Source organism: Pseudomonas citronellolis, assembly GCF_001586155.1.
Taxonomy (GTDB): domain Bacteria; phylum Pseudomonadota; class Gammaproteobacteria; order Pseudomonadales; family Pseudomonadaceae; genus Pseudomonas; species Pseudomonas citronellolis.
On the sequence record NZ_CP014158.1, the window covers coordinates 6,835,506 to 6,857,140 of the forward strand.

Annotated in this window: 18 protein-coding genes; 6 read left to right on the plus strand and 12 right to left on the minus strand. The window is 65.2% G+C overall.

Features of this window, described 5'->3' with window-relative positions:
• Positions 1-223 precede the first annotated feature (223 nt).
• The 5 genes from dgcB to gbcA all read right to left on the minus strand — a co-directional run bounded on the left by dgcB (position 224) and on the right by gbcA (position 7,918).
• Positions 224-2,206, minus strand: coding sequence for a dimethylglycine demethylation protein DgcB (dgcB, locus tag PcP3B5_RS29865; protein ID WP_061563130.1), 1,983 nt, complete (start codon positions 2,204-2,206; stop codon positions 224-226).
• Between the two features lie 103 nt (positions 2,207-2,309).
• Positions 2,310-4,370, minus strand: a complete 2,061-nt coding sequence (gene dgcA / locus PcP3B5_RS29870; RefSeq protein WP_058071623.1) for a dimethylglycine demethylation protein DgcA — start codon at positions 4,368-4,370, stop codon at positions 2,310-2,312.
• A 74-nt stretch (positions 4,371-4,444) separates the two neighbouring features.
• Positions 4,445-4,975, minus strand: coding sequence for a DUF5943 domain-containing protein (locus PcP3B5_RS29875; protein ID WP_009614265.1), 531 nt, complete (start codon positions 4,973-4,975; stop codon positions 4,445-4,447).
• 105 nt (positions 4,976-5,080) lie between these two features.
• Positions 5,081-6,058, minus strand: coding sequence for a dipeptidase (locus tag PcP3B5_RS29880; RefSeq protein WP_058071622.1), 978 nt, complete (start codon positions 6,056-6,058; stop codon positions 5,081-5,083).
• 570 nt (positions 6,059-6,628) lie between these two features.
• A complete protein-coding gene (gene gbcA, locus PcP3B5_RS29885; protein WP_009614269.1) occupies positions 6,629-7,918 on the minus strand; it encodes a glycine-betaine demethylase subunit GbcA in 1,290 nt (429 codons plus the stop codon).
• Positions 7,919-8,365: 447 nt separating this feature from the next.
• Here gbcA and gbcB point away from each other — a divergent pair, with 447 nt between their 5' ends.
• From gbcB to PcP3B5_RS29905, 4 genes are all read left to right on the plus strand, one after another.
• A complete protein-coding gene (gene gbcB / locus PcP3B5_RS29890) occupies positions 8,366-9,469 on the plus strand; it encodes a glycine-betaine demethylase subunit GbcB (protein ID WP_009614271.1) in 1,104 nt (367 codons plus the stop codon).
• 315 nt (positions 9,470-9,784) lie between these two features.
• Complete coding sequence (locus PcP3B5_RS29895; RefSeq protein ID WP_061563131.1) at positions 9,785-11,071, plus strand: NAD(P)/FAD-dependent oxidoreductase; 1,287 nt, start codon at positions 9,785-9,787, stop codon at positions 11,069-11,071.
• Between the two features lie 60 nt (positions 11,072-11,131).
• Positions 11,132-11,914, plus strand: coding sequence for an NYN domain-containing protein (locus tag PcP3B5_RS29900; RefSeq protein WP_009614275.1), 783 nt, complete (start codon positions 11,132-11,134; stop codon positions 11,912-11,914).
• Between the two features lie 64 nt (positions 11,915-11,978).
• Entirely contained in the window at positions 11,979-12,299 is a 321-nt protein-coding gene (locus PcP3B5_RS29905; RefSeq protein ID WP_061563132.1) for a DUF2845 domain-containing protein, read from the plus strand.
• A gap of 253 nt (positions 12,300-12,552) precedes the next feature.
• Here the strand turns inward: PcP3B5_RS29905 and PcP3B5_RS29910 are convergent, their stop codons facing one another.
• The 6 genes from PcP3B5_RS29910 to PcP3B5_RS29935 form a co-directional block, all read right to left on the minus strand.
• Complete coding sequence (locus PcP3B5_RS29910) at positions 12,553-13,854, minus strand: HipA domain-containing protein (RefSeq protein WP_061563133.1); 1,302 nt, start codon at positions 13,852-13,854, stop codon at positions 12,553-12,555.
• Positions 13,854-14,141, minus strand: coding sequence for a helix-turn-helix domain-containing protein (locus PcP3B5_RS29915; RefSeq protein ID WP_058487998.1), 288 nt, complete (start codon positions 14,139-14,141; stop codon positions 13,854-13,856). Before PcP3B5_RS29915 ends, PcP3B5_RS29910 begins: the two co-directional genes overlap by 1 nt.
• A 340-nt stretch (positions 14,142-14,481) precedes the next feature.
• The gene (locus PcP3B5_RS31255; RefSeq protein WP_082816431.1) at positions 14,482-15,117 is read right to left on the minus strand and encodes a DUF2931 family protein; all 636 of its coding nucleotides are present in this window, start codon (positions 15,115-15,117) and stop codon (positions 14,482-14,484) included.
• A gap of 19 nt (positions 15,118-15,136) precedes the next feature.
• The gene (locus PcP3B5_RS29925) at positions 15,137-15,775 is read right to left on the minus strand and encodes a DUF2931 family protein (RefSeq protein ID WP_061563135.1); all 639 of its coding nucleotides are present in this window, start codon (positions 15,773-15,775) and stop codon (positions 15,137-15,139) included.
• 19 nt (positions 15,776-15,794) lie between these two features.
• Positions 15,795-16,436, minus strand: coding sequence for a DUF2931 family protein (locus PcP3B5_RS29930; protein WP_061563136.1), 642 nt, complete (start codon positions 16,434-16,436; stop codon positions 15,795-15,797).
• Positions 16,436-18,454 carry a PAAR domain-containing protein gene (locus tag PcP3B5_RS29935; RefSeq protein ID WP_237142609.1) on the minus strand — a complete coding sequence of 673 codons (2,019 nt, stop codon included), beginning with the start codon at positions 18,452-18,454 and terminating at the stop codon, positions 16,436-16,438. The genes PcP3B5_RS29930 and PcP3B5_RS29935 overlap by 1 nt, the downstream gene beginning before the upstream one ends.
• Positions 18,455-18,773: 319 nt before the next feature.
• Here PcP3B5_RS29935 and PcP3B5_RS29940 point away from each other — a divergent pair, with 319 nt between their 5' ends.
• Positions 18,774-19,223, plus strand: a complete 450-nt coding sequence (locus PcP3B5_RS29940) for a BRO-N domain-containing protein (RefSeq protein ID WP_058071612.1) — start codon at positions 18,774-18,776, stop codon at positions 19,221-19,223.
• Positions 19,224-19,349: 126 nt separating this feature from the next.
• The gene (locus PcP3B5_RS29945; protein ID WP_061563138.1) at positions 19,350-19,877 is read left to right on the plus strand and encodes an REP-associated tyrosine transposase; all 528 of its coding nucleotides are present in this window, start codon (positions 19,350-19,352) and stop codon (positions 19,875-19,877) included.
• 153 nt (positions 19,878-20,030) lie between these two features.
• Here PcP3B5_RS29945 and PcP3B5_RS29950 read toward each other — a convergent pair whose 3' ends face one another.
• A complete protein-coding gene (locus PcP3B5_RS29950; RefSeq protein ID WP_061563139.1) occupies positions 20,031-21,527 on the minus strand; it encodes a CoA-acylating methylmalonate-semialdehyde dehydrogenase in 1,497 nt (498 codons plus the stop codon).
• Between the last annotated feature and the right edge of the window lie 108 nt (positions 21,528-21,635).

Sequence of the window (21,635 nt, forward strand, 5' to 3'; positions counted from 1 at the left end):
CCCCCCGCCCTGGCTGCGCGCCCCGCTCCGAAGGGAGAGGGAGCTATCCGTGCTGCCCTGTAAGAAACGGTGCGTGTGGTCAGTCCAGCGCAGCGGATGAGCCGGCTAAAGCCGTGGTTCGCCGTGGCACGGACGGTCCCCTCTCCCTTCAGGGAGAGGGTTAGGGAGAGGGCCTGCGGACTCACAGTCAGCACAGGACCCAAAGTGAGGAACGCTGCTCTCATCAATGCACCCCCACCACTTCTTCCCGCTTAACCGCCGCCGGCTTTTTTGCCGGCGCCTCCGCGCTCTCGATCAGCACCTCCGCCACCAGCTCGGCGATGTCCTTGATCTCCGGCCGCGGCGCCACCACGCCTTCCAGCATCGCGGTGCACTGCGGGCAGCCCACGGCCACCAGCTCGGCGCCGGTCTCCTTGATGTCGACCATGCGCATGTCCGGAATCCGCTGCTTGCCGGGGATGTCGGTGATGGGCGCGCCGCCGCCGCCGCCGCAGCAGCGCGAGCGGAAGCCGGAGCGTTGCATCTCCTTGACCTCGATGCCGATGGCCTTGAGCACGTTGCGTGGTGCCTCGTACTCGCCGTTGTAGCGGCCCAGGTAGCAGGGGTCGTGGTAGGTCACGCTGTCGGCCTTGCTCTGGCCCAGCTGCAGCGCGCCGCTCTTCACCAGCTCGTCGATGAAGGTGGTGTGGTGCAGCACTTCGTAGCTGCCGCCCAGGGCGCCGTATTCGTTCTTCAGCACGTGGAAGCTGTGCGGGTCGCAGCTGACGATGCGCTTGAAGCGGTACTGCGCCAGGGTGGCGATATTGCGTTTGGCCAGGCTCTGGAAGGTCGCCTCGTCGCCCAGGCGGCGGGCCACGTCGCCGCTGTCGCGTTCTTCCAGGCCGAGCACGGCGAAGTCCACTTTCGCCGCCTTGAGGATCTTCACGAAGGCGCGCAGGGTGCGCTGGTTGCGCATGTCGAAGGCGCCGTCGCCGACCCAGAACAGCACGTCGGCCTGCTTCTGCTCGCTCATCAGCGGCAGGTTCAGGTCGGCCGCCCAGTTCAGCCGGCCGCCGGGGGCGAAGCCGCCGGGGTTGTCGGTGGCGATCAGGTTCTCCAGCACCTCGGCGCCCTTGTTCGGGGTGGCGCCCTTTTCCAAGGTGAGGTGGCGGCGCATGTCGACGATGGCGTCGACGTGCTCGATCATCATCGGGCATTCCTCGACGCAGGCGCGGCAGGTGGTGCACGACCACAGCGTCTCGGCATCCACCAGGGCCTTGCCTTCCAGCGCGACTATGGGCAGGTGCGGGCCGCCGCTGTGCTCGCCGAGCGGCTTGCCGCGGCCGTCAAGGGATGGGTAAGGGCTGCCGGCGAACCTGGCGTCGTTGCCGCCGGCCAGGCCGATGACCATGTCCTGGATCAGCTTCTTCGGGTTCAGCGGCTGGCCGGCGGCGAAGGCCGGGCACATGGCCTCGCACTTGCCGCACTGCACGCAGGCGTCGAAGCCCAGCAGCTGGTTCCAGGTGAAGTCGGTGGGTTTTTCCACGCCCAGCGGGGCCATGGGATCGCTGAGGTCGAGGGCCTTGAGGCCGGTGGAGCGGCCGCCCCCGAAGCGTTCGGCGCGGCGGTGCCAGGCCAGGTGCAGGGCGCCGGCGAAGGCGTGCTTCATCGGCCCGCCCCAGGTCATGCCGAAGAACAGCTCGGACACGCCCCAGGCCACGCCGATGGCGAGGATGGCCGCCAGGAACCAGCCACCGAAACCTTCGGGCAGGATGCCGGCCACGGGCAGCGTGGCGACGAAGAAGCTCGCCGAGAACATCAGCAGGCTCTTCGGCAGGCGCATCCACGGGCCCTTCGACAGCCGCGACGGCGGGTCTAGGCGGCGCTTGGCGACGAACAGCGCGCCGCCGAACATCAGCGCCGTGGCCGCCAGCAGGGCGAAGCCGAGGATCCGGCTGTGCAGGCCGAAACCGTGCACGACGATGGCCAGCAGCGCCGCCAGGACGAAGCCGCCGGCGGTGGCCACGTGGGTCCTGGATATGTACTTGTCGCGCTCGACCACATGATGCAGGTCCACCAGGTAGCGCCGCGGCATGGCCAGCAGGCCGCCGAGCCAGTCGACCGGAGCGGGCCGCCCGCGGCGCCACATGGCGAAGCGCTTCACGGCGCCCAGCACGGCGAGTGCCAGGGCGGCGAAGAGCAGGAGGGGAAGAATGATATTCAGCATTGCAGCTCACCCGGTTGGGGGAGCCGGAAGCTGGAAGCTGGAAGCTGGAAGCGGTTCGGGCCGCCCTTCGCTTCCAGCTTCAAGCCTCCAGCTTCAAGCTTCTTTAAAAGTCCTTGCACAACCGCAGCGCGTCGTAGATCGCCGCGTGGGTGTTGCGCTGGGCCACGCAGTCGCCGATGCGGAACAGCAGGTAGCCTTCACCCGGCTCGCTCAGGCACGGCTGCGGCTTGATCGCGAACAGCGCCTCGACGTCGATCTGGCCCTTGTTGCGCGAGCCCTGCTTGAGCGCGTAGTACAGGCTCTCGTCCGGGCGCACGCCGTTCTCCACCACCACCTGGTCGACCACCCGCTCCTCTTTCGCGCCGGTGTATTCGTTCTCCAGCACCGCCACCAGCTTGTCGCCCTCGCGGTAGACCTTTTCCAGCATCAGGTCGCCGGTCATGATCACTTCCTTGGGGTACATGCTGCGGTAGTAGGTGGGGAAGGTGGTGCCGCCGATGGCCACGCCGGGCTTGATGTCGTCGGTGACGATCTCCACCAGCGCGCCCTTGTCGGCGAGGAAGTCGGCCACCGACATGCCGCTGAACTCGCAGATGGTGTCGTAGACCAGCACGTTCTTGCCCGGCGCCACCTTGCCGTCGAGGATGTCCCAGCTGCTCACCACCAGGCCCTCGGCGGCGCCCCAGTGTTCGTTCTGTTCGAGGAACGGGTGGCCGCCGTTGGCCAGCACCACCACGTCCGGACGCAGGTCGAGGATGGTGTCAGCGTCCGCCGCGGTGCCCAGGCGCAGGTCGATCCCCAGGCGCGCCAGCTCCAGCTGGTACCAGCGGGTGATGCCGGCGATCTGGTCGCGCTGCGGCGCTTTCGAGGCGGTGGTGATCTGCCCGCCGAGCTGGTCCTTCTTCTCGAACAGGGTCACGTCGTGGCCGCGTTCGGCCGCTACCCGCGCGGCCTCCATCCCGGCCGGGCCGCCACCGACGACGACGACCTTGCGCTTCACGCCGGTGGTCTTCTCGATGATGTGCGGCACGCCCATGTATTCGCGGCTGGTGGCGGCGTTCTGGATGCACAGCACGTCCAGGCCCTGGTACTGGCGGTCGATGCAGTAATTGGCGCCGACGCACTGCTTGATCTGGTCGACCTGGCCCATCTTGATCTTGGCGATCAGGTGCGGGTCGGCGATGTGCGCGCGGGTCATGCCGACCATGTCCACGTAGCCGCCTTCGAGGATGCGCGTGGCCTGGTTCGGGTCCTTGATGTTCTGCGCGTGCAGCACCGGCACGTTGACCACTTCCTTGATGCCCGCCGCCAGGTGCAGGAAGGGTTCCGGCGGGTAGGTCATGTTGGGGATGACGTTGGCCAGGGTGTTGTGGGTGTCGCAGCCGGAGCCGACCACGCCGATGAAGTCGAGCATGCCGGTGTCGCTGTAGTACTTGGCGATCTGCTTCATGTCCTCGTGGGACAGGCCGTCGGGGTGGAACTCGTCGCCGCAGATGCGCATGCCGACGCAGAAGTCGTCACCGACCTCTTTGCGCACGGCCTTGAGCACCTCCAGGCCGAACTTCATGCGGCCCTCGAAGGTGCCGCCCCATTCGTCGGTGCGCTTGTTGACGCGCGGGCTCCAGAACTGGTCGATCATGTGCTGGTGCACGGCGGACAGCTCGACGCCGTCCAGGCCGCCTTCCTTCGCCCGGCGCGCGGCTTGCGCGTAGTTGCCGATCACCCGCCAGATCTCTTCCGGCTCGATGGTCTTGCAGGTGGCGCGGTGCACCGGCTCGCGGATGCCCGACGGCGACATCAGCGTCGGCCAGTTGAAGCCGTCCCAGCGCGAGCGGCGGCCCATGTGGGTAATCTGGATCATGATCTTGGCGCCATGCTTGTGCATGGCGTCGGCCAGGTTCTGGAAGTGCGGGATGATGCGGTCGGTGGACAGGTTCACCGAGCTCCACCACTCCTGCGGGCTGTCGATGGCGACCACCGAGGAACCGCCGCAGATGGCCAGGCCGATGCCGCCCTTGGCCTTCTCCTCGTAGTACTTCACGTAGCGCTCGGTAGTCATGCCGCCGTCGGTGGCGTAGACCTCGGCGTGGGCGGTGGAGAGCACGCGGTTGCGGATGGTCAGCTTGCCGATCTGGATCGGCTGGAACATTGCCTCGAAAGCCATTGCGGCATCCTCACGGGATCAGAGGTTTCTTGTTGTGGTGGCGGCCGGCGGGCCGCCTGTGCCGAAGTCGTGGATCAGAGCGGCTTGACGATGAACAGGCCGTCGTCGTGGCCGTCTTCCGAACCGCTGTAGACCTGCTCGGCCACGGTGCGGATGCTGCTGCCGCGGGCCTGGAGAATCTGGTCCATGGCGCCGGCGAACCAGCCGGTGAACATGTAGTCGACCTTGCGGTTGACCTTGCCGTACACGTACACGAAGGCGGAGTGCTTCAGGCGCACCTGGGCGGTGCCCTTGTCGAGGTCGATCTGCTCGATCTGGAACAGGCCCCAGCCGCGCTGCGACAGGCGCTTCATGTAGTGCTCGAACACCGCCACGCCTTCGATGCCGTGGCATTCGGCCTCTTTCTCGCACCAGTGCCAGGCGGACTTGTAGCCGGCCTTGTAGAGGATTTCGGCATAGCGCTCGGCGCCCAGCTCTTCCTCGATGCCCATGTGGTTGTTGACGAAGAAGTGCCGCGGCACGTAGAGCATCGGCAGGGCGTCGGTGGTCCAGACGCCGGTTTCGCTGTCGACTTCGATGGGCAGTTCGGGGGCGTGTTTGGCCATGGTTCGGTTCTCGGAATCCGGTTGATGATCTTGGCCGGCGGGGCGCCGGCATGGTGGGTATCGCTGCGCTCCACCCACCCTACGAAGGAAGTCGGCGGCCCGGGCTTACTCGCCCCAAACGTCCGCCAGGACGCGCACCCAGTTCTCGCCCATGACCTTGCGCACCACGCGCTCGGGCATGCCGCGCTTGAGCAGCGTTTCGGTGAGGTTGGGGAACTCGCCCACGGTGCGGATGCCCAGCGGGTTGATGATGGTGCCGAAGCGCGTCAGGCGGCGGGCGTAGCCCTTGTCGTGGGTCAGGTACTCGAAGAAGTCCTGGCCATGGCCCTGGGTGAAGTCGGTGCCGATGCCGATGGCGTCCTCGCCGACGATGTTCATCACGTACTCGATGGCCTCGGCGTAGTCGTCGATGGTCGCATCCACGCCCTTGGCCAGGAACGGCGTGAACATGGTCACGCCGACGAAGCCGCCGTGGTCGGCGATGAACTTCAGTTCCTCGTCGGACTTGTTGCGCGGGTGCTCTTTCAGGCCCGAGGGCAGGCAGTGGGAGTAGCAGACCGGCTTTTTCGATTCGAGGATGACTTCCTCGCTGGTCTTGCTGCCGACGTGGGACAGGTCGCACATCACGCCGACGCGGTTCATCTCGGCGACGATCTCGCGGCCGAAGCCGGAGAGCCCGCCGTCGCGCTCGTAGCAGCCGGTGCCGACCAGGTTCTGGGTGTTGTAGCACATCTGCACGATACCCACGCCCAGCTGCTTGAACACCTCGACGTAGCCGATCTGGTCCTCGAACGCGTGGGCGTTCTGGAAGCCGTAGAGGATGCCGGTCTTGCCCAGCTGCTTGGCGCGGCGGATGTCGGCGGTGCTGCGCACCGGGATGACCAGGTCGCTGTTCTCGCGGATCAGCTTGTTGCTGGCGACGATGTTGTTCACCGTGGCCTGGAAGCCCTCCCACACGGACACGGTGCAGTTCGCGGCGGTCAGGCCGCCCTTGCGCATGTCCTCGAAGAGTTCGCGGTTCCACTTGGCGATGATCAGGCCATCGATGACGATGCTGTCGGCGTGAAGTTCGGCTGGGCTCATCTGGCGTCTCTCTATATCAGGCAAGGCTTGTCAGGCTTGGCGCGCCGGGGCTTGTGCCGGCGCTTTGGGGGCAGCATATCCCCGGGTGGCGGGGCGGCCCGGTTCGAAAACGACCAGGGTCGTACCGAAAGCGTCAAGCCGGCGACATGCGCGACACCGAAGGCGTCGCGGGCGGGCATATGGGTATGAGGGGGGCGGTTTAGAGAGCTTGGGGGAATGAGGGGGATCTTCGGGTTCGGTCACGGAACACCTGGTTCCGGGTGCTCCGGGCGCGACCGCGAGACCGGGCACGAGTGGGGTGAAGCGGCGGATAACCGCGAACGGTTATTCGCCCTACGCCAGGGCTGGGCCGGGCGTAGGGCGCATAACGCCTACGGCGTTATCCGCCGTTTGACCTTTCGTAGGAGCGAGCAAGCAGCCGAACCTCAACGATTGCGCCAGCAAGCCACCAGGTTCCACACCATCAACCCGCCGACGACCACCGAACTGCCATAGAACAGCAGACTATCCACGTTCTCCCCTCCGAAATGCAGGCGCCCCCAGTGAAGGGGGCGCCGGGTGGACCTGGGCTTACTCGTGGGCGACCAGCCGCGCGTGGGCGGACTCTTCGCCGAGGTTGTTGAGCATGCGCTCGCTGTACCAGTCGAGGAAGTTGATCACGCCGAACTCGTAGGTCTTGGAGTACGGGCCCGGCTGGTAGGCGGTGGAGTTGATGCCGCGCTGGTTTTCCTCGGCCAGGCGGCGGTCCTGGTCGTTGGTGGCGTCCCACACTTCGCGCAGGCGCTGCACGTCGTAGTCCACGCCTTCCACCGCGTCCTTGTGCACCAGCCACTTGGTGGTGACGACGGTTTCCTGCGCGCTGATCGGCCATACGGTGAAGACGATCAGGTGGTCGCCCATGCAGTGGTTCCAGGAGTGCGGCAGGTGGAGGATGCGCATCGAGCCCAGGTCCGGGTTCTTGATGCGGCCCATCAGCTTCTTGCTGCCCTGCTTGCCGTCCATGGTCATGGACACGGTGCCGTCGAGCAGCGGCATGCGCACGATGCGGTTGCGCAGGCCGAAGCTGGCGTGGGCGTAGGGGATCTTCTCCTCGTCCCAGGCCTTGGTGCAGGCGGCCACCTGGTCCTTGAACGCCTGGCTGGCGCGCGGGTCGGTGACGTCGTCCCACTCCAGCAGGGTCTTCAGCAGCTCCGGGTGCGAGCCGTTGCAGTGGTAGCACTCGCGGTTGTTCTCGAGCACCAGCTTCCAGTTGGCCGCTTCGCGGATGGTGGTCTGCACGGCGACCTTGGTGTTCTCCATGTCGTACGGCTCCATATAGTGCTCGAGCGTACGCAGGAAGTCGTCGATGGCCGGCGGGTTCTCGGCCAGGGAGATGAAGATGTAGCCGCCGGCGGTCTTCACGTTCACAGGCTTGAGGCTGTAGTCCTTCATGTCGAAGTCGGCGCCCATCTCGGTGCCGGCGAACAGCAGGCGACCGTCCAGCTCGTAGGTCCACTGGTGGTAGGGGCACACCAGCTTGGCCACCTTGCCCTTGTCGCTCACGCACAGGCGCGAGCCGCGGTGGCGGCAGACGTTGTGGAAGGCGTGGATCTTGCCCTCGGCGCCGCGCAGCACGATGACCGGGTTGTCGCCGATCTGCAGGGTGAGGAAGTTGCCCTTGGCGGGGATCTCGCAGGTCATGCCGGCGATCAGCCATTCCTTCTGGAAGATCTCCTGCATGTCGAGCTTGAACAGGCGCTCGTCGTTGTAGAACGGCTGCGGCAGCGAGAAGGAATGGTCGCGGGTGCGCAGCATCTCGGCGGTGGCCTTGCGGGCCGGTTCCAGCGGATCGCCCAGACTCAGGGTGGTAGTGACGTCCATCGGTTGGTCCTCATGCCGCGCCGGGGATCGGCGGCGGCGAAATTGGGTGGCTGATACGGTTCGACGCTACGCAAGGTGGCGTTCACGGCCTTCGGCACTCCGGTGGCTCCGGAATCCCGCCCTGCCGATGGGCGGGGCCCGCGGCGGCGGGCGTGAAGGTCAGGCGCTCTGGTGGATTACCTTCGTTTCGGCTGGGGGCAGTGTGCGTCCGGGCCTTTGCGGTGCCTTATCCATGGGCGACACGACCGCATCCGTTTCCGACCTGGCAGCCCCCGCCCCAGGCGGCAGGTCGCGATAAGCATGCAAATGTCGCTGGCAGGTAAGTGAGGGGCACGGGGCGTGCGCACAATCGGCCCCATCAGGCATGCCGAAAAGGCCGGGGCGAACGTCCCCGCCCGGCGCTGCCCCATTCGGCCGGGAAACGGCCTGCGTGCGCGGAGAGACACCATGTCGACGAGCAACTTCCTCAACCCGGTGAACACCCAGACCTGGACCAACGGCCGCCACCTGGTGCGCTGCGTCAAGGCCATCCAGGAGACCTGGGACGTACGCACCTTCTGCTTCATGGCCGACCAGCCGATCCTGTTCTTCTTCAAGCCCGGGCAGTTCGTCACCCTGGAGCTGGAGATCGACGGCCAGCCGATCATGCGTTCCTACACCATCTCCAGCTCGCCCTCGGTGCCCTACAGCTTCTCCATCACCATCAAGCGGGTGCCCGGCGGCAAGGTTTCCAACTGGCTGCACGACAACCTCAAGGAAGGCGACGTCGTCCCGGTGCACGGCCCGGTGGGCAACTTCAACGCCATCGACTTCCCCACCGACAAGGCGCTGTTCCTCTCCGGCGGCGTCGGCATCACCCCGGTGATGTCCATGGCGCGCTGGTTCTTCGACACCAACGGCTCGGTCGACATGGTCTTCGTGCACAGCGCGCGCACGCCGAAAGACATCATCTACCACCGCGAGCTGGACCACATGGCCTCGCGCATCGCCAACTTCAAGGTCCACCTGATCTGCGAGAAGTACGAGATGGGCGAGGCCTGGGCCGGCTACCGCGGCTTCCTGAACAAGGCCATGCTGCAGCTGATCGCCCCGGACTTCCTCGAACGCGAAGTCTTCTGCTGCGGCCCCACGCCCTACATGCACGCGATCAAGCGCCTGCTCGAAGCCGAAGGCTACGACATGTCGCGCTACCACGAGGAAGCTTTCGGCCCGACGCCGCCGGAAGTCCGCGAGGAAGTGAAGGAACTGGCCGCCGAAGCCGCCGAGGCCCCGGAAATCCCCGCCGCCGACCTGAACAACGTGGAATTCTGCGAAACCGGCAAGAGCATCCGCGTGGGCCCCGGCGAAACCGTCCACGCCGCCGCCGCCAAGCTCGGCCTGCATATCCCCAAGGCCTGCGGCATGGGCATCTGCGGCACCTGCAAGGTGATGAAGCGCTCCGGCGAAGTGGAGATGGAGCACAACGGCGGTATTACCGACGAGGATGTGGCCGAGGGCTACATCCTGTCGTGCTGCAGCGTGCCGAAGGGGGATGTGGTGATTGAGTATTGAGTGCGCTCGGGTAGGCCGCGGAGCGAGGGTTCGAGCCCGCTCCCTCTCCCTAACCCTCTCCCTGAAGGGAGAGGGGACCGTTCGGCGTGTTTTGATATTTCAGCGTTAGCCGGCTTGTACCGAGCACCCGGCTGATACCAAATCCTTTCTCGGCACTGACAAGCCCCCTCTCCCTTCAGGGAGAGGGTTGGGGAGAGGGCGCTCTAAACCCCTTGCACTCCAGTCCCCCAAGGAATCCCAACCCGAAGATTTTTCAATTGCCCTCCCCGCCCCAAAGCTAAACACTCGTTCAACAACTCAAGGGACGAGTCAGCCATGCCCACCTTCACCCAGACCTACTACGAAGCCACCTCCGCAAAGCCGACCTACCCCACCCAGACCGGCCGCCTCGACACCCGCGTGTGCATCCTCGGCGGCGGCCTGGCCGGCCTCAACACCGCCCTGGGCCTGGCCGAACGCGGCATCACCGACGTGGCGCTGCTGGAATCGCACTACGTGGGCCACGGCGCCTCGGGGCGCAACGGCGGCTTCGTCTTCGGCGGCTACAGCCTGGGCAACGCCGACCTGCTCGCCACCCTCGGCGCCGAGCAAGCGCGGCGGCTCTACCACCTGACACTCGAAGCGGTGGACCTGATCCGCCAACGCGCGCGCCAGTACGCCATCGACTGCGACCTGGTGGACCAGGGCGTGATCCTCGCCAACTGGTTCAACGACCCGTCACGCCTGGAAAAGCCCCGGCGCCTGATGAAGGAAGCCTACGGCGTGGACTGGGAACCCATCGCCCCCGGCGCGCTCCGCGAACAGCTCAAGACCGACCGCTACTTCGGCGGCCTGCTGGAACGCAACGCCTTCCACTTCCACCCGCTGAAATACGTGCGCGGCGTGGCCCGCGCCGCCGCCGGCCTGGGCGTGCGCATCCACGAAGGCTCGCCAGCCCTGGGCATCGAAAAACGCGACGGCCGCTTCGTCGTGCGCACCGCCGGCGGCGAAGTGCATGCCGAACAGGTGGTGTTCTGCGGCGGCGGCTACGCCCGCGGCCTGTACCGGCCCATCGAACGCGCCGTGCTGCCCATCGCCACCTACGTCATCGCCACCGAGCCCCTGGGCGAGCGCCTGCGGGACGCCATCGCCTGCCAGGCCGCGGTCTACGACACCCGCTTCGCCTTCGACTACTACCGCCCGCTGGCCGACAGCCGCATCCTCTGGGGCGGGCGCATCTCCATCCTCGACCGCGGCCCGGAGGCCATCGCCGCTCTGCTCAAGCGCGACCTGACGCTGGTTTATCCACAGCTGGCCGAGGTGAAGGTGGACTACGCCTGGGGCGGCCTGATGAGCTACGGCCGCCACCAGATGGCGCAGATCGGCCAGGACGAGGCCGGCATCTGGCACGCCATCGGCTTCGGCGGCCACGGCATGGCGCCGACCACCGTGGCCGGCGAAGTGCTCGCCGACGCCATCAGCGGCGCCAGGGCGGTGCCACCCGGCTTCGCCCGCTTCGGCCTGACCCACGCCTTCGGCCTCGCCGGCCTGCTCGCCGCCCAGGCCACCTACAGCGCCTACGAGGCCCGCGACGCCTTCGACAGCCGCCGTCTCAACGGCTAGGGCTGGTGCCCGGAGCGCTGCCGGTCTAAGGTCGATGCAAATTTCCAGATCGGAGCCCCCATGGCAATCAAGACCACCCCCAACCGCCAGCAGACGCACCTGGCCGTGCTGATCGACGCCGACAACGCCCCCGCCGCCATCGTCGAAGGCCTGTTCGAGGAAATCGCCAAGTACGGCGTGGCCAGCGTCAAGCGCATCTACGGCGACTGGACGCAGCCGCAACTGGGCAAGTGGAAGCAGGTGCTGCTCGACCACTCCATCCAGCCGATCCAGCAATTCGCCTACACCAAGGGCAAGAACGCCACCGACAGCGCGCTGATCATCGACGCCATGGACCTGCTCTACACCCGCCGCTTCGACGGCTTCTGCCTGGTCTCCAGCGACAGCGACTTCACCCGCCTGGCCGCCCGCCTGCGCGAGGAAGGCCTGATGGTCTACGGCTTCGGCGAAAGCAAGACGCCCGACCCCTTCGTGCGCGCCTGCGACAAGTTCATCTACACCGAAATCCTCCGCGCCGACCCGGTGACCCCGGCCGAACCTACCGAAACCGGCCAGCCCCAGGAACCCAAGGCCCCCGCCGCCAAGCCCAAGCCCCAGCGCGTGCCGCTGGACTTCATCGCCAAGGTGCTCGACGACATCGCCGACGACGAGGAAGACTGGGTGCAGCTCGGCGCCCTCGGCCAGAACATCAGCAAGCTGCGCCCCGCCTTCGACCCGCGGCTGTACGGCTTCAAGAAACTCAGCGACCTGATCAAGGGCCACCCCAAGCGCTTCGAACTCCAGGCCCGCGGCGGCAGCAACAGCGGCGGCAAGGACCTGTACGCGCGCAACGTGCGCAAGTGAGCCGCGTCAAAGGCCCGGGCCGGAGCGAGCCGGTATGCTAGGGCGGTCATCGAGGAGGAAAACCATGACCGCCCTACCCCGCAGCCTCTTCGCCGCCCTGCTGCTCGGCCTGGCCCTGAGCACCAGCGCCCAGGCCTCGACGCTGCGCTGCGGCACGCAACTGATCAACGAAGGCGACAAGATGGACGCGGTGCTGGAAAAGTGCGGCGCGCCGGCGAAACGCGAAGTGATAGGCCCCCTCCCACCCCGCCGCGGCCCGGATGGCAGGTTCATCCCCGGCGGGCCGACCTTCGAAGTCTGGACCTATCCCCCACAGAACGGCGCCACCCGCGTACTGCGCTTCCGCGAAGGCATCCTGATGCTGATCGGCACCGAGTTCCGCTGAACCCCAGCTCTTCGTAGGATGGGTTGAGCGAAGCGATACCCATCACCACGACCGCATGGGTTTCGCCAAGGCTCAACCCATCCTACGAAGAGCGCCTCGGCGCAAGACAGTTGCTCCTACCCCACCGGCAAACACGACACCGTAGGATGTGTCGAGCGAAGCGATACCCATCACCACGACAGCATGGGTTTCGCAGGCTCAACCCATCCTACGAAAAGCGCCTCGGCGCAGCCTGCAAGACAGCGAACCGCCCTTACCCCAACCGCGCCGCCATTTCCGCAATGACAATCGTCACCACGGCCCGCAGCAAGCGAAGCTCACCGGCCAGCGTAGGACGCAGTTCAGGACGAGCGGCCGACAGTTCCTGGTTCTCCCGCTCGACCTCCGCCAACAGCGCCTGCGCCCGCTCCCGCACTGCCCTGGTGAGCCTTGCCACATGCTCGCGCGCCGTAGCCGGCTTGATGCCCATGGCCTCTCCAGCAGCCACCAGCAGCGCCCCATCGATCTGTTGCAGGCGATCGATACCGAGAATCGGCCAAGCCATCGCGGCCTGCTGCGGCCAGCGCTCCTGCTCGAATGCCCGAGTCCCGTAGACAGCCGTGCAAAGCAGATCGTAGAAAGGCGCCAGGCTGAACCCCCGGCGCGTGACCAGCAGGCTCAGGTTCTTCAGGTGCGCATCCTCGTTGCCCACCAGCACGTTGAATACCAGCCAGCGGAACAAGCCCAGGCGCGCCCTCACCGAAGGCCGGCTATCGCTGGCGATCTCGCGCAGACGCTCGATGCTGCCCTGGTTGTACTTGAAGGCGCGGTCCAGGCCGAGCAACTGACAGGCATCGATGCAATGCAGGCGCTCCCAATCGTCCTCCACCTGGCGGCGGTCGAAACGCTGCACCAGATACACCGGCTGCGGCACATAGCGCCGATGCACAGCGGGTACCTCCAGCCCGATGCGCGCGGCCAGTGTCATGACGAACCACTCGTTGACCACCGAATGCGCCCAAGCCGGGTCCGGATGATCGGGCTTAAGGATATGCGTAGAAGGCGTGCTGCCAACCGGCTCGAACAGATCCCGCCCATCGAAGACGACGGCAACTTTGTGCTGTGCCCCCGCCAGCGACATGCGCTTGGCCGCGCGCTCGGCCAGCGGCATCTGGGGCATCTGCTCGATACGCCGGGACAGCTCCGTATCGGGCAATGCACGCAACTCACCAGGAGCCGGCGATTGCCCCGGCGGCAGCAAGGTGAGCGACCCCGCCGACTCTGCGCCGAAGTGCTCCAGCAGGCCAAAGGCATCCGCCTCCGCCAGGCGCGCCGCACCCGCCAACAGGCGACGCTGGCCCTCCTCCGGGAGCAGATTGTCGAAATACCACTGCACCGGGCGCTGGCTCGCACCATCCACATGAGGCTCGCCACGAAGTGGTAGCCCCGGGCACAACGGATAGGCCTCGGGCGTATCCAGCCACTCGCGGGAATAGGTGAACGCCCAGACGCCGTTGTTCTCCTCCAGGGCGCCGACGCGGGTCTGGTTGATCCAGGCATCCAACTGCCGGGCCATCAGTCCTCCTTACCGCTCTCTGCCTTGTGGATAAGCCGTTGCAGCTGCGCCCGGGTCGAGTCCGCATACTCCTCCGGCACCTCGACGCAGACCTGCAGGCCAAGCTCCTGCAGCACCTGGAACAGCTTGCCCCACTGCACACGCTCCGCACCGCGCTCGACCTTGCCGAGGAAGTTCTCGCTCACACCAATGCTGCCGGCGGCATCGTCCTGACGCAGGTTCATGGCCTTGCGGCTTGCTCGCACCAGCAGTCCGAGGGTGGCAGGTGAGTCGATATCGACCTTCATGGAGAATCCTCATGATTGTGAGGATTATGTCAGCACCAGAGCGATGGCCCTATAAATCCTCACGACTGCGAGGATTTTAGTCAGCTGCTGTGGATATTCAAGAGAATCCTTACGATCGTGAGGATTAATGTGCAGCGGTCACGAGCTGTTCGCGAGCAAGCTCGCTCCTACACCCACATCGGAAATATCACCGTGTCCCGGCCAAAGGCCGCTCCCTATCCTGCCCCGGTCACGGCGGGCGCCGTGACCGGGTTTGGCGACCCAAGGAAGTAGGTGGCGGCACTCGCGAACCACCACACGCCACGGTACAAGGCTTTTCATCAGGCATCCTTCCGGCTGGCTACCAACTGCCATAGGGAATTCCATGCTTTTCGATGTAGGCCTTGGATGCTGGTTCAAGCGGCAATGCATATTTGCCGTCCGTTTTCCCTTGGGATGGTCCTTTGGGCTCGACTTCCGCCTGGGCTTGCAGGATTTCGATACTTTCGCCGCAGGTACTTCTCACCCAGCCACGCACCACTCCACCGGGAGCCAACCCGATAGCCAGGGCCTGGCGGTATTGCATGGTTTTGCAAGGCGGATCGAGTTTCTCGACCATCAACTGACGGGCACGCTCTGGAATGTCGAGGGTCACCCGATAGGTCTGCGGCTCGGCCAGGGATTGCCAACGCACGAAGATGCGCTTGGGGAGATCCGCGTTGTCGACATTGCGACCAGCCCCCCAATTGCCTCTCCACACCTTGGGCTGCCCACTGTCGTCATCCGGCACATGCACTGCCACGACTCCGCCACCCATATGGGGAAAGAAGCGGCCACGGATATCCTCCACATCCGCCGTTTCCACCCACACTTCCATATAGTCCGGCGCCAGGAAGCCCAGGCGCCAATATCGGTAGGGCAAATCACCAGCGCCCTTGTCGGCTTGGGCGCAGCCGCCTAGCAGCGCCAAGCACAGCATCAGTACAAGACTTTTCATCAGACACCCTTCCGGCTGGCTACCAACTGCCATAGGGAATGCCATGTTTGTCGATATACGCCTTCGAGGCTTCGGAAAGCGGTCGATGTTTACCACCTGAGGTGCCGTTATAAGGTCCCTTGGGCTCGACTTCGGCCTGGGCACGCAGGACTTCGATGCTCTCGCCGCAAGTGCTTTTTACCCAGGCCCGAACTACACCGCCAGGAGCTAGCCCAATGGTCAACGCCTCTCGGTAGGCACTGTAGGGGCAGGGCGGATCGAGTCTTTCAACCATCAGTTGCCGCGCTCGCTCGGGGATATCAAGGGTCACCCGATAGGTCTGCGGCTCGGCCAGGGATTGCCAACGCACAAAAATGCGCTTGGGCAGATCAGCTCCATCGACATACCGGCCGGCTCCCCACCCCACCCGCGGCCCCCAGCCCTTGGCGTTCCCTTCCAAGTTTTCTGGAGTGCTGATGGACACGGTCCCTCCACCCATATGGGGAAAGAAGCGGCCACGGATATCCTCCACATCCGCCGTCTCCACCCACACTTCCATATAGTCCGGCGCCAGGAAGCCCAACCGCCAATACCGGTAAGGCAGATCACCGGCGCCCTTATCGGCTTGGGCGCAGCCACCCAGTAGCGCCAAGCACAGCATCAGTACAAGACTTTTCATCAGGCATCCTTCCGGCTGGCTACCAACTGCCATAGGGAATTCCATGCTTTTCGATGTAGGCCTTGGATGCTGGTTCAAGCGGCAATGCATATTTGCCGTCCGTTTTCCCTTGGGATGGTCCTTTGGGCTCGACTTCGGCCTGGGCTCGCAGGATTTCGATGCTCTCGCCGCAAGTGCTTTTTACCCAGGCCCGAACTACGCCGCCAGGAGCTAGCCCAATGGTCAACGCCTCTCGGTAGGCACTGTAGGGACAGGGTGGATCGAGTCTTTCAACCATCAATTGGCGTGCTCGCTCGGGGATATCAACAGTCACCCGATAGGTCTGCGGCTCGGCCAGGGATTGCCAACGCACGAAAATACGCTTGGGCAGATCGGCTCCATCGACATACCGGCCGGCTCCCCACCCCACCCGCGGCCCCCAGCCCTTGGCGTTCCCGCCCAAGTTTTCTGGAATGCTGATGGACACGGTCCCTCCACCCATATGGGGAAAGAAACGGCCACGGATATCCTCCACATCCGCCGTCTCCACCCACACTTCCATATAGTCCGGCGCCAGGAAGCCCAACCGCCAATACCGGTAGGGCAGGTCACCAGCGCCCTTGTCGGCTTGGGCGCAGCCACCCAGTAGCGCCAAGCACAGCATCAGTACAAGACTTTTCATCAGGCATCCTTCCTTGGTGGCTGGTCGGCATAGCGAGCGCGGCCGCCATCGGCCGGGCAGTTTGGGAATACCACATCGACACGGCTGGTGCCCTGACCAATTTCCGCATTCCAGTTCGAGGACTGGTGAATGTAACGCTGACGAAGCAGGCGCTCCTGTTCCGGTGACAGCTTTCCGCTACCTCGTCTGGCCCAGTCGACCAATGTCGCCGAAATGGGTTCCAACTCGGGAGGAAGAGCCAGTGCCTCCGTTGTCGGGATGTCTTTAAATGGCACCCCCGCATCCCGCGCCAATACATGCATTACCCGCAAATAGACAAGGGACAGGTGGCCACGGACCCGGCGCCGCAGCAGCGGCGCCGCCAGTACGTATTTCATGCTATCGCGCCGGTCGCCGCTGTAGGGCGCATAGTGCTCCCAGACGTCGGTCGTCAGGCTGGCCGAATCATCCTGCGGGTCGAGCAGGTCGGCTCGCTGGAGGTAGGCCGTGGCTTGTTCGGCATTGCGGTAGGCGAGGGTTCGCTGCGCCGGGGTATCCCGGCTGACCCAATCGCTGAGTGGGCGTCCCAGGTAGAGGCTTTCCTCCATCTCCGGCGGGTAACCGCCGCCGAGATCGGAGTGGGCGCCTGGCAGGCTGAGTTCCTGGAAGGGCGCGCTCACGCGGCTGAGCGGGAAGTTGTAGCGGTGTTCGTCGCGCGCGGTGAGGTGCACCACATGCTCGGCACAGCCCCATGGCAGGTAGAGGTCCACTTCGCCATTGAGTGCATCGCCGGGCACGCCCCAGGCGCCCAGGCCGCCTACCGAGAGCACGGTATCGAACAGGCCGATGAAGGTAATGCGCACATCGGTGCTCAAGGCGAAGCCCGGGGCGAACGCCTGGCGATTGTTCTGGACCAGTTCGTCGAGCGGCCCCTGCTCAGCCTTGAGTACCTGGTTAACGAAATGCCGGGCTGCTGCGGCCCCACGACTGAAACCGAAGATATCCAACTCCAGCGTTTCAATGGCATGTTCATGGTTCATATCCATGATCTGCCGGACAGTTTTCTTTAACGAGACAAAGGCCTCCTCAACTTTGGCAAGTACACCGGTGCTACCACGCCCCAGAGCCTGTCCTGGTAAAAGTGTGTCCGGGCCGCCTATTGTGGTTCCTATGCCTGTGACATAGATGCGTACAAGGCTCAGTGATTCCGATGGCTTGAGTACTCTGCCCGCGTTATCCCTATACAACTCATGCATCCGCCAAACATTGCTCACATCGTTGGCATAGCTGCTATCGGGGTCGAGTTGATAGCGCTTGCAGCGCTCGTAGACCCCACGGGCCGCCTCGTCGTCGAGCTGTTGCGCGGCGGCGCGGCATTGCTTGCCGACTTCGCTGTTCGCAGCGTTGTTGCCGGTGCCGTCGAAACCGATGAACACCCGCAGGCGGAGGCGCTGGCGGGTATCGGCTTCGAGCTCCTCTTCCTCCTCCTCTTCTTCCAGCACCTGCGGAAGCTCGTCGGGTGGGTTCGCGGAGGGAGTCGCCGAGCGGGCCATCGCGCTGGGCGCGGCCATTGCACTGGCGCCCGGCAGAGGCGCGGGCGGCGTGAAAGGCGCGGGGGTATGCTGCTGGCCGATGATCACGCTGCCAGAACCACCGATGACCACGCCGCCGTGGCTGTCGATACTGCCCTGGACCACGGCGGGTCGGCCATTGATCAGGACGTTGGGAATGACCTGGCCGCTGATGGCGGCGCCACAGGTACAGACGTCGCCCTGGCGCGCAGCCAGCAGGCCGTCGAACTGGACATCGGCAGAGCCACTGGCGATGGCCGACATGCCACATCGGGGGCAGGCGACGGCATCGGTGAGACGGGCAGCGGGTTTACCGGTCATGGGTGTCCCCTTTTCTCCATGAAAAGGAGGACGTTGATTGCCCCCTCGCGCCCCGACAACCAGATCACTCTTAATCTGGTGTACGAAATATTTGTTCCATCCCGAGACTTTTTCGACGACAAACGAGAGGAACAGGCCTCTGCTCATCAGCAAGCCCACTCCTACGATCCCATCAGAAATATCACCATATGCGCTCCACCGGCCGCTCCCTATCCTGCCCCGGTCACGGCCAGTCCGTGACTTGGGTTTGGCGACCCAATCACTAGCAGGCGCGTAATGCCAAAGGGAGTGCTCTTGCAGCTCCCACAAGCTCGCAGATTCTCTGCAATGCTCGATGGCAGATCGCGCGGGGAGACCTTCGGGTCTGCCGGGTCCTGTTAGCCGGTTCGCCAACCCCGCGTGGTCTGCCGCCCTACGCTTGGCGACGTGGGGTGGCAGCTCTCTTGATGGATAACAGGAGCTAGCAATGCACGACGCATACACCCCCACCTTCTTCATCCGCCACAACCGCCCCCTGCGCGCGGTCATGATCGACAACCAACCCTGGTTCGCCTCCTACGACCTCGCCCGCCTCCTGGGCATCCGCCGTCCCCACACCTTCCAGCACCGCGTCCTGCCCCACGAAACCCGGCGCATCCACCTGCTGTACGAAAGCGGCAGCGAAGAGGCCATCGACGTCCTCAACGAGGCCGCGCTCTACAAGGCCCTGGTGCGCTTCGGCAGCCCGGAAAGCCAGCACCTGGATACCTGGCTGACACGTGAAGTCATCCCCAGCCTGCGCGACCAGTCCGTGCCGGATGGCCAGGCGCCAAGACGGGTGATGATGAGCTGGCAGGCGCGGCGGGTGATGTTGCTGGAGTGGCAGGGCGCGCTCTGGGTGCCCTTCGAGGAGATGCCGCGGCTGCTCGCCGATTGATGGGTATCGCTGCGCTCCACCCATCCTACGGGGGTATCAGCACGCTCCGGCATCGACGCCTGGCACGGACCCGTAGGATGGCGTTGAGCGAAGCGATACCCATCACCCCAAGGCCAAGGACGCGCCATGACTATTTACCGCCGTGACCGGACCCCAGGCGCCACCTGGTTCTTCACCCTGGCACTGCACGACCGCCGATCCCGCCTGCTGGTCGAGCACATCGGCCCGCTCCGCGAGGCCTTCCGTTACGTCGCCGAACGGCATCCCTGGGCAATCGACGCCATCGTCATCCTCCCCAACCATCTGCATGCCCTGTGCACCCTGCCCGAGGGCGACAACGACTATGCCCTGCGCTGGCGGCTCATGAAGGCGCACTTCTCCAGGGCCCTGCCACGCGGCGAAGCGCGCTCGCCAAGCCGCGCCAGCAAAGGCGAGCGCGGCATCTGGCAGCGCCGCTACTGGGAGCACCGCATCCGCGATGAGCAGGACTTTTCGCGGCACGTCGATTACATCCATTTCAATCCGTGCAAGCACGGGCACGTGCAGCGGGTGGTCGATTGGCCGTGGTCGTCGTTTCATCGCTATGTGCGCGATGGGGTGTTGCCGGTGGATTGGGCGGGAGGTAACGGGGAGGTCGAGCGGGCGGGGGAGTGAGGGAAATGATGGGTATCGCTTCGCTCAACGCCATCCTACGAACACCGATCCCCCAAGGCCCCGTAGGATGGGTTGAGCGAAGCGATACCCATCACGCCCCACAAACGAAAAAGGCCGGTCAATCGACCGGCCTTTCCCTTACCTCACGCCACCTCAGCTATTGCTGGGGAACGCGAACTGCGCCGCCTCGTGGCTCTTGCGCTGCGGCCAGCGCTGGGTGATGGCCTTGCGCTTGGTGTAGAAGCGCACGCCGTCCGGGCCGTAGGCGTGGAGGTCGCCGAACAGGGAGCGCTTCCAGCCGCCGAAGCTGTGGTAGGCCACCGGGACCGGCAGCGGGACGTTGACGCCGACCATGCCCACTTCGATCTCGTCGCAGAACAGGCGGGCGGCTTCGCCGTCGCGGGTGAAGATGCAGGTGCCGTTGCCGTATTCGTGGTCGTTGATCAGTTGCATGGCTTCTTCCAGGCTGTTCACGCGGACGATGCACAGGACCGGGCCGAAGATCTCTTCCTTGTAGATGGTCATTTCCGGGGTCACGCGGTCGAACAGGGTGCCGCCGAGGAAGAAGCCGTTCTCATGGCCGACGACCTTGTAGCCGCGGCCGTCGACGACCAGTTCGGCGCCCTGGGCCACGCCGGTGTCGATGTAGCCGGTGACCTTGTCGCGGGCAGCGCCGGTGACCAGCGGGCCCATGTCCAGGCCGCAGGAGGTGCCGGCGCCGATCTTCAGGCCCTTGATCTGCGGAACCAGCTTCTGCACCAGGGCATCGGCGATCTGGTCGCCCACGCACACCGCTACCGAGATGGCCATGCAGCGCTCGCCGCAGGAACCGTAGGCGGCGCCCATCAGCGCGCTGACGGCGTTGTCCAGGTCGGCGTCGGGCATCAGCACGGCGTGGTTCTTGGCGCCGCCCAGGGCCTGCACGCGTTTGCCGCGCTTGGTGCCTTCGCTGTAGATGTATTCGGCGATCGGGGTCGAACCGACGAAGCTCAGGGCCTTCACTTCCGGGGCTTCGATCAGCGCGTCCACCGCGCCCTTGTCGCCGTGCACCACGTTCAGCACGCCTTTGGGCAGGCCGGCTTCGTGGAACAGCTCGGCGATCAGCAGGGTGGAGCTGGGGTCGCGCTCGGACGGCTTGAGGATGAAGGTATTGCCGCAGGCGATGGCCAGCGGGTACATCCACAGCGGGACCATGGCCGGGAAGTTGAACGGGGTGATGCCGGCAACCACGCCGATGGGCTGGAAGTCGCTCCAGGCATCGATGTTCGGGCCGACGTTGCGGCTGTATTCGCCCTTGAGGATTTCCGGGGCGGCGGTGGCGTACTCGACGTTCTCGATGCCGCGCTTGAGCTCGCCGGCGGCGTCTTCGATGGTCTTGCCGTGTTCTTCGCTGATCAGTTTGACGATGCGCTCTTCGTTGGCTTCGAGCAGTTGCTTGAAGCGGAACAGCACCTGGGCGCGCTTGGCCGGCGGGGTGTTGCGCCAGGCCGGGAAGGCGGCCTTGGCGGCGTCGATGGCCTGCTGCATGGTTTCGCGGTCGGCCAGCGGGACCTTGCGCACGGCGGTGCCTGTGGACGGGTTGAAGACGTCGGCGGTGCGGCCGGTGTCGGCGATCAGCTCGCCGCCGATCAGGTGCTTGATGATGGTCATCGTCTTGTCTCTTCTCGCTGAGTGGGGTTTGGAGGAGGAGCGTAAGAGCCCCTCTCCCTAACCCTCTCCCTGAAGGGAGAGGGGATTGTTCGGTGTGTTGGGTGGGCC